This is a genomic window from Rhizobium sp. P1_E1, from assembly GCF_056406015.1.
Window position 1 is genome coordinate 1 of sequence record NZ_JBFUAY010000217.1, and the last position, 6,954, is coordinate 6,954.

Below are 6,954 nucleotides of genomic sequence, written 5' to 3' on the forward strand. Positions count from 1 at the left end.
GCGCATCGATGTCCTTCAGGACCGGGTAGTCGCCGTAGCTCTTGCAGACCTGCGAAAGCCGGATCGTCTGCAATTCCTGTGCTGAAACTGACATGGTCATAGCTGCTCCGATATGATTTTCGATGGCGCGACCAAGGCGGCAGAGGGAAGGTTGGAAAGTCCCGCACGCCGCCGTGTGATGCTCCGCTCGAGGCGATTTGCGAAGTAGGTGAGCGTCCAGCAGATGGCGAAGTAGACGATCGCCAGAATGAGGAAGACCTGGAAAGGCTGGGTCAGGAGCTGGTTGTTGACCTGGCTTGCGGCAAAGGTCAGGTCCGGCACGTTGATCACGTAGCCGAGCGTCGTGTCCTTGATCGTCGAGACGAAGGTGGAGATGATGCTGGGGATCATGTTGTAGAGCGCCTGCGGCAGGATGATGAAGCGCATCGCACCGAGATAGCCATGGCCAAGCGCACGCCCCGCATCCATCTGGCCCGGTCCGAGCGCGACGATGCCGGCACGGACGACTTCGCTCAGGAATGCGCTCTGATAGACCACGAGCGTCGTCAGCATCGTGACGAAGCTCGGTACATCGGCGCCGGTCAGCAGCGGAACGAGGAAATAGCTCCACAGGATGAGCATCAGCAGCGGCACGCCCCTGGTGAAATAGACCAGCGCAGTGACCGGCCAGCGCAGCAGCGGCGACTTGGAGAGCCGCGCCAATGCGAACAGGATGCTGACCGGAAAGGCGAAAGCGATGCTGAGCGCCGAAAGGATCAGCGTATTGGCGAGCCCGCCAAGCGGCCCATTGGGATATTGGCCGATCAGCAGCAGCAGCCAGTAGTCTCGAACGATGGCGATCATGTCGTGAATCATGCGCGCGCGCTCCTGGCAGGATCGGTGCGCATCGACAGATAGGCGCCGATGCTCATGATCACGAGCGAGAAGAAAAGGTAGAGAACCGTGCCGATCAGGTAGATCTCGAAGGTCCGGAAGCTGAGGTTCTCGATTTCCTTGACCGCATGCGTCAGTTCCGAGGCTCCGATGACGACGGCGAGACTGCTGTTCTTGAACAGGGAAACGCTGTGATTGATGAGCGGCGGTAGCGCGTTGCGCACGCCCTGCGGCATGATGACGAAACGCATCGCGGAGACATAGCCATGGCCAAGGGCGCGAGCCGCCTGCATTTGGCCGGGACTGACCGAGCGCACGCCCGACCGAAGATCTTCGCTGAAATAAGCCGCCTGGCAGAGCCCGAGCCCGATCACCGCGAAGATGGCCTCCGCATTATGGACTGCGAGCCATTCGGCTACCCCGCTCGGCATCAGCGTGAAAATCCCGAAGTACCACAGCATGAGCTGAACCAGGGTGGGGACGTTCCGGTGGTAGGATACGTAAGCGGCGACTAACGGATCGCCGAAGCGAAAGGGCGACAAACGCAAAGCCAGCAGCAGAAGCGCCAACGCCATCGCCATCGACCAGGAGCCGGCATAGATGATGAAGGTCATCTCGATGCCATACAGCAGCATGGCGGTATATTCCGGATTTCCCAGGATTGCCGAAAGGTCGAAACCGCTCACGGGCTTGGCTCCCCGGATTGATCCATCTTCGCCGCAGCGGATTGATCCGGCTTCGCCGAAGGCTGGGGCTTTGCCGTCTGCAGCCCGCCCATAACCTGCAGCGTCGGCGTGATCTCGATGTGCCCGATATTGACGGCGACGGGGGCTGCTATGGCGAAGGCAATCGCGTCGGCGATGTCGGCCGCCTGCGGCAGTTCGAAGCCGTCGATGAACCGTTCGCGGATGCTGGGGTCATCGCCGTGGACGTGATTGAAGATATCAGTGGCGACCCGGCCGGGGCAGATTTCCGTGACCCGTACCCGCTTGCCGAAAGCGTCGATGCGTAGCTGGTTGGACAGCATGCTCACCCCTGCCTTGGCGGCGTGATAGGATGAGTTGCCGCCGAAATTGTAGGCGCCGGCGATCGACGAGATGTTGATGACATGCCCGCGGTCGCGCGCCACCATGCCGGGCACGACCAGCCTGCAGATGTGCAGGACCGCCCGGAGATTGACGTCGACGATGAGATCGATATCGCCCTCGTCGGCTTCCAGGAACTTCTTCGGYCGGTCCACACCGGCATTGTTGACGAGAATATCGAACTCCACCCGACGGGTGAGCTCGGCCATGGCCTGACGGTCGGTCACGTCGATGACGTGGGCGACGCAGCCCGTCCGCGCAGCCAGCTGCTGCAGCGCTTCGGCACTGCGGGCAACGGCATGGACCTCGATGTTCTCCCGGCGGAGCCGCTCAACCACGGCTGCGCCGATACCGGAGGATGCGCCGGTCACCAGTGCGGTCTTGTAGTCGGAGAATGGCATTGTCGTTCCCTTGTTGTTGATTGAGACAGTAGCGAAGCTTTAACCCCTTGCCTAAGACCGATTATCTCTGGAGCAATAAGCAACGGTTATGGAGCCGGGAGGGCTGCTGGAAGAAGAGAAAGAGGTGGTCTCAGCATCACCTCGCAGTATCTCTGCCTCGGGCTGCCAGCGACCGCGTCGCGTTGCAAAAGCAATGCGCGTCTGCAAACATGTAAGCAGCGCAGATCAGAACGGTACCCCGATCCTCATGGACATCAGACGCCTCAAATCTTTCATCGTGATCGTCGACAGCGGCAGCATCACGCGAGCGGCGGACCTTCTGCATATCGCCCAGCCGGCTCTCAGTCAGCAGCTTGCGGCACTGGAGGAGCATTTCGGCCACAAGCTGCTGATCCGCAGCCAGCAGGGTGTCAGCATGACCGATGCGGGACACGCGGTGTATCGCCACGCGCAGATTATCCTTCGGCAGATGGAGCAGGCGCAAGCSGATGCATCGGCAGCCGGCAATTCGTTTGCCGGCCGTGTGTCCGTCGGTCTGGTGCCGTTCAGCAGTGCGGCCACGCTGTCGGTCGACCTCCTGGCGGAGACCCGCAAACGACATCCCGGTATTCTGCTGCATCTGACCGAAAGCGTCGGCCAGACCTATAGCCAGATGATCATGAACGGCCGGCTGGAGATGGCGCTTCTCCATGGAACCGGACCGATCAAGGGCGTTCGGTTCGAGCCGATCCTGAGCGAAGAGTTTTTCCTTGTCGCGCATCGGGACTTTGCGATCGAAGCGGATGCGAAACCGGTTCCGCTCAATGCTCTCGACGGAATACCGCTGCTGTTGCCGCCGGCCTACAATTTCGTCCGCCGCGCGGTCGATACCGCCTTCACGCGCACCCGCACCAATTTGAAGGTCGTGGCGGAAGTCGAAATCGTCCGCACTCTGGCCCGCGCGGTGGGCAGCGGTCTCGGCGCCACGATCATGCCGAAAGCCATCGCCGACCGTATCGTATCGGAATCGAGTGAGCCGCTGATCTGCCGGCTCGTCTCGCCGCGGATCGAAGAAACACTGTCGCTGTGCGTTTCCGACCAGAATCCCTTGTCGGAACCGGCCCTCGCCGTCAGAGACATCCTTCTCGAGTTGACGGCGCGGCTGAAAAGCTAAACCCGAGGCGCGACGCCGATCAGCGCATATCCTTGCAGAATTGAGCTATGCGCGCGCATCCTTCGCCGAGCTTTTCCATGCTCGTGGCGTAGGAAATCCGGAAAAAGGGGCTCATTCCGTAAGCCGCCCCTTGCACGGTCGCGACATGATGCTCGTCGACGAGAGCCATGACGAAATCGACGTCGGTCTCGATCTTTCGCCCGCCCTTGCTGGTCTTGCCGATCAGCCCAGAGATATTGGGGTAGATGTAGAAGGCGCCTTCGGGCCTATGGCAGCGCAGCYCTTCCACCTCCGACAATCTGTCGAGGACGAAGTCGCGTCTTTCCTTGTAGATCGCGGCACGCTCCTTCAAGAGATCCTGCGGCCCGTCCAAGGCGGCGGTCGCCGCAGCCTGGGTCAGCGTCGCAATGCCGCCGCCATTCTGTCCGTTGACGTTGCTGACGGCGGATATCAGGTCTTTCGGCCCGGCGCAAAAGCCGAGCCGCCAGCCTGTCATTGCGTAAGCCTTGGAGACGCCGTTCATCGTCAGGACGCGATCATAGAGCCTGGGCTCGACTTCCGCGATCGTGCAGAACTGGAAGTCGTCATAGACCAGGTGTTCATAAATATCGTCGGTCATGATCCAGACATTGGGATGTCGCAGCATGACCTCGGCGATGGCGGCCATCTCCGCCCTGGAGCAGGCGGCTCCGGTCGGATTGTTCGGGAAATTCAGGAAGAGCCATTTGGTGCGCGGCGTGATCGCTGCCTCCAGATCCTCCGGACGCAGCTTGAAGCCGCCCTGCTCGTGACAGGAAACAGCGACGGGGACGCCGCCGGCGAATTTGACGATATCGGCATAGCTGACCCAGGAGGGTGTGGGGATGACGACCTCGTCGCCCGGATTGCAGGTTGCCAGCATGGCGTTGAAGATCACCTGCTTGCCGCCGCCCGAGACGACGATCTGGCTGGCATCGTAGTCGAGATTATTGTCCCGTTTGAACTTCCTGATGATGGCGGCCTTCAGCGCCGGCGTCCCGTCCATCGGAGGATATTTCGTATCGCCGGCAAGAGCTGCCGCATGAGCCGCCTCAATCGCGTGGGCCGGAGTGGGGAAATCCGGCTCGCCGGACGAGAGGCTGACGACCTTGATTCCCTTGKCGGCGAGTTCCCTGGCGCGCTGGGTCATGGCGGCGGATGCGGATATGGAGACGTTTTTCAGGCGGTCAGCGATGACGGACATCGACATGGTCCTTCGATGAGAGATGGGAACGGGAAACCGCCCGCGGGCGATCGGGATTGCGTCAGTCGGCGAGTTCAGCGGCAGGCGCGAGCGCGGCACCCGTGGCTTCGATTTCGCCGCGCACGATGCCGGCAAGCTCCAAGGCGCCGGGCGTGTCGCTGTGGACGAGAATGGAGCGGGCCGGCATCGCGATCACGGCTGCGTCGATTGTCTCGACGGTTCCTTCGAGCAGGAATTGTCGCACACGCGCACGCACCGAAGCTTCGTCCTTGATGACGGCCCCCGGCAGCCCGCGCGCGAMGAGTTTTCCGCCGGCGACATAGGCCCGGTCGGCAAGGAAAAGCGCCAACGTCTTCAAACGCGCGCGTTTGGCCGCCTGCTGAATCTCGCTGCCATGGGTGACGAAGACGACGAGACCGGCATCGACCGTGGCGATCGCATCCATCATCAGATCGGCCAGCACAGGATCGCGATTGACCATATTGCCCATCGCCGCGTGGAAGCTGATATGAGAGACAGTGACACTCTCGGCTTTGGCGATCGCCATCAGTGCGCCGAGCTGATAGAGCATCTGCTGGCGAAGCTCGTCCGCCTGGAATGGTATTTCGCGCCGACCGAAACCCGGCCGGTCGGGCAATCCCGGATGCGCGCCGATGCCGACGCCGTTCAGCTTCGCAAGCCGGACCATGCGCCCCATGATCTCCGGGTCGCCGCCATGGAAGCCGCAGGCGATGTTGGCCGACGAGACGAGTTTCATCATCGCTTCGTCATCGCACAGCCGATAGGGACCAAATCCTTCGCCCATGTCGGAATTCAGATCGATCTTCATCAGTTCCTCCTTTTGACGGCCTTTTGGGCGACACGCATCAGGCCATCGCCTTCAAGGCGCGCTTGACCATTCGGGATGTCTGCCTGACGTCTTCGACATAGCAGGCGACAGCCTGTTCCACCTTGCGCGCCTCCGCATGCGTCGAGCGAACGAAATTCAGGCGGGCGCCGATGCGGGCTTGCCCGAGCCGCCAGAGATCGCATTCGATCACGCCGGCGATCTTCGGATATCCGCCGGCGGTGTTGGCATCGCTCATCTGCACGATCGGTTCGCCGCCGGGCGGAACCTGGATCACGCCGGGCACGACGCCGTGGGAGCGCATCTCGATGGATGCTGTCGGCGTGATCGGCTCGCCTGATAAGCGGTAGCCCGTCCGGTCGCTTCGGGAGGAAATCCTCCAGGTCTGGCTCCAGAAGGCTTCGCCATCTCCGGCGAAAAGATCATGCTCGCCGGCCGGCAGGGCGCGGATCGGCAAAGCACCGTCGACAGTGGCCGGGAAGACATCGCGCAGCGCCACGGCCGGTTCGACGACGGCGAGACCAGAGGCCGGCAACATGACCATCTCTGCGTCCTCGCCGACCGCGATCCGATCGCCCTTCGCCAGGGGCCGGCCGGCATTGCCGCCGAAGCCGCCGCGGAGCGATGTGCTTTGCGAGCCCATGACAACTGGGATATCCAGCCCGCCTCCGAGCGCAACATAGGAGCGTGCAAGCCGCGGAGGCTGTTTCAGTCCGAGAACCTGTCCGGGCTCCGCGAGATAGGCGCACCAGGGAAGCAGTTCCGATCCATCCAGATCGGGATTGCCGTCGGCACCGGTAACGGCAAAGACGACGCGCCGCTCGAAACGCAGGCTGAACGGGAAGGTCTGCACCTCTATCGCGGCGGCATCTTCGTCATTGCCGACGAGAATGTTGCCGATCCGGACCGCGAGCGGATCCATTGCGCCGCTCGCCGATACGCCGATGTCGCGATAGCCGGGGCGGCCAAGATCCTGCACTGTATTGAACGGGCCGCTTTCGATGATCTCGATCATAGCTCAATCCCTGCCGGCAGGAACCGCACCGTATCTCCCGGCGCCATCATCGCGGGGGTCGGTGACGTGGGGTCGAACATCTCAAGCGTCGCGAAGCCAATGGAATTCCAGCCATTCGGACCTGTGAGCATGGCGACGCCGGTCTGCATGCCGCCGATGGTCACGCAGCCCTTCGGCATTTTCAGCGAGGGCACGGTCTTTCGCGGCATGTAGATGCGGGAATCGAGACCATGCAGATAACCGAAACCGGGAGCGCTGCCCAAGGCGAACACACGGTAGGTCGCTTCATGATGGATGCGGACGACCTCGCGGTCGCTCAAGCCTGAGAGATCGCAAAGGGCTGGAAGATCCGTCGCAT

General features: G+C 62.0%; 8 protein-coding genes and 1 pseudogene. 1 reads left to right on the forward strand and 8 read right to left on the reverse strand.

All coding sequences use genetic code 11. The features are described from left to right. From AC1D1Z_RS31835 to AC1D1Z_RS31850, 4 genes and pseudogenes are all read right to left on the reverse strand, one after another. Positions 1 to 100: pseudogene (locus AC1D1Z_RS31835) on the reverse strand (amino acid ABC transporter ATP-binding protein); the annotation flags it as partial. Continuing rightward, positions 97 to 855 carry an amino acid ABC transporter permease gene (locus AC1D1Z_RS31840; protein ID WP_018246882.1) on the reverse strand — a complete coding sequence of 253 codons (759 nt, stop codon included), beginning with the start codon at positions 853 to 855 and terminating at the stop codon, positions 97 to 99. The pseudogene AC1D1Z_RS31835 and the gene AC1D1Z_RS31840, both read right to left, overlap by 4 nt. Further along, a complete protein-coding gene (locus AC1D1Z_RS31845; protein ID WP_131647228.1) occupies positions 852 to 1,559 on the reverse strand; it encodes an amino acid ABC transporter permease in 708 nt (235 codons plus the stop codon). Before AC1D1Z_RS31845 ends, AC1D1Z_RS31840 begins: the two co-directional genes overlap by 4 nt. Next, positions 1,556 to 2,359: an SDR family oxidoreductase gene (locus tag AC1D1Z_RS31850; RefSeq protein ID WP_131647227.1), complete on the reverse strand. Its 804-nt coding sequence runs from the start codon at positions 2,357 to 2,359 to the stop codon at positions 1,556 to 1,558. The genes AC1D1Z_RS31845 and AC1D1Z_RS31850 overlap by 4 nt, the downstream gene beginning before the upstream one ends. A 193-nt stretch (positions 2,360 to 2,552) precedes the next feature. Here AC1D1Z_RS31850 and nac point away from each other — a divergent pair, with 193 nt between their 5' ends. Next, the gene (gene nac, locus AC1D1Z_RS31855; RefSeq protein ID WP_131647226.1) at positions 2,553 to 3,512 is read left to right on the forward strand and encodes a nitrogen assimilation transcriptional regulator NAC; all 960 of its coding nucleotides are present in this window, start codon (positions 2,553 to 2,555) and stop codon (positions 3,510 to 3,512) included. A 19-nt stretch (positions 3,513 to 3,531) separates the two neighbouring features. Here nac and AC1D1Z_RS31860 read toward each other — a convergent pair whose 3' ends face one another. From AC1D1Z_RS31860 to AC1D1Z_RS31875, 4 genes are all read right to left on the reverse strand, one after another. Continuing rightward, positions 3,532 to 4,734, reverse strand: a complete 1,203-nt coding sequence (locus AC1D1Z_RS31860) for a pyridoxal phosphate-dependent aminotransferase (RefSeq protein WP_477852837.1) — start codon at positions 4,732 to 4,734, stop codon at positions 3,532 to 3,534. Between the two features lie 61 nt (positions 4,735 to 4,795). Continuing rightward, positions 4,796 to 5,563 (reverse strand): 5-oxoprolinase subunit PxpA, encoded by a 768-nt coding sequence (locus tag AC1D1Z_RS31865; protein ID WP_477852838.1) that lies wholly within the window; start codon positions 5,561 to 5,563, stop codon positions 4,796 to 4,798. 37 nt (positions 5,564 to 5,600) lie between these two features. Further along, positions 5,601 to 6,596 carry a 5-oxoprolinase subunit C family protein gene (locus AC1D1Z_RS31870; RefSeq protein WP_131647223.1) on the reverse strand — a complete coding sequence of 332 codons (996 nt, stop codon included), beginning with the start codon at positions 6,594 to 6,596 and terminating at the stop codon, positions 5,601 to 5,603. Beyond that, positions 6,593 to 6,954, reverse strand: a 362-nt coding sequence (locus tag AC1D1Z_RS31875; RefSeq protein ID WP_477852841.1) for a 5-oxoprolinase subunit B family protein, incomplete at its 5' end; no start/stop codon positions are given. The genes AC1D1Z_RS31875 and AC1D1Z_RS31870, both read right to left, overlap by 4 nt.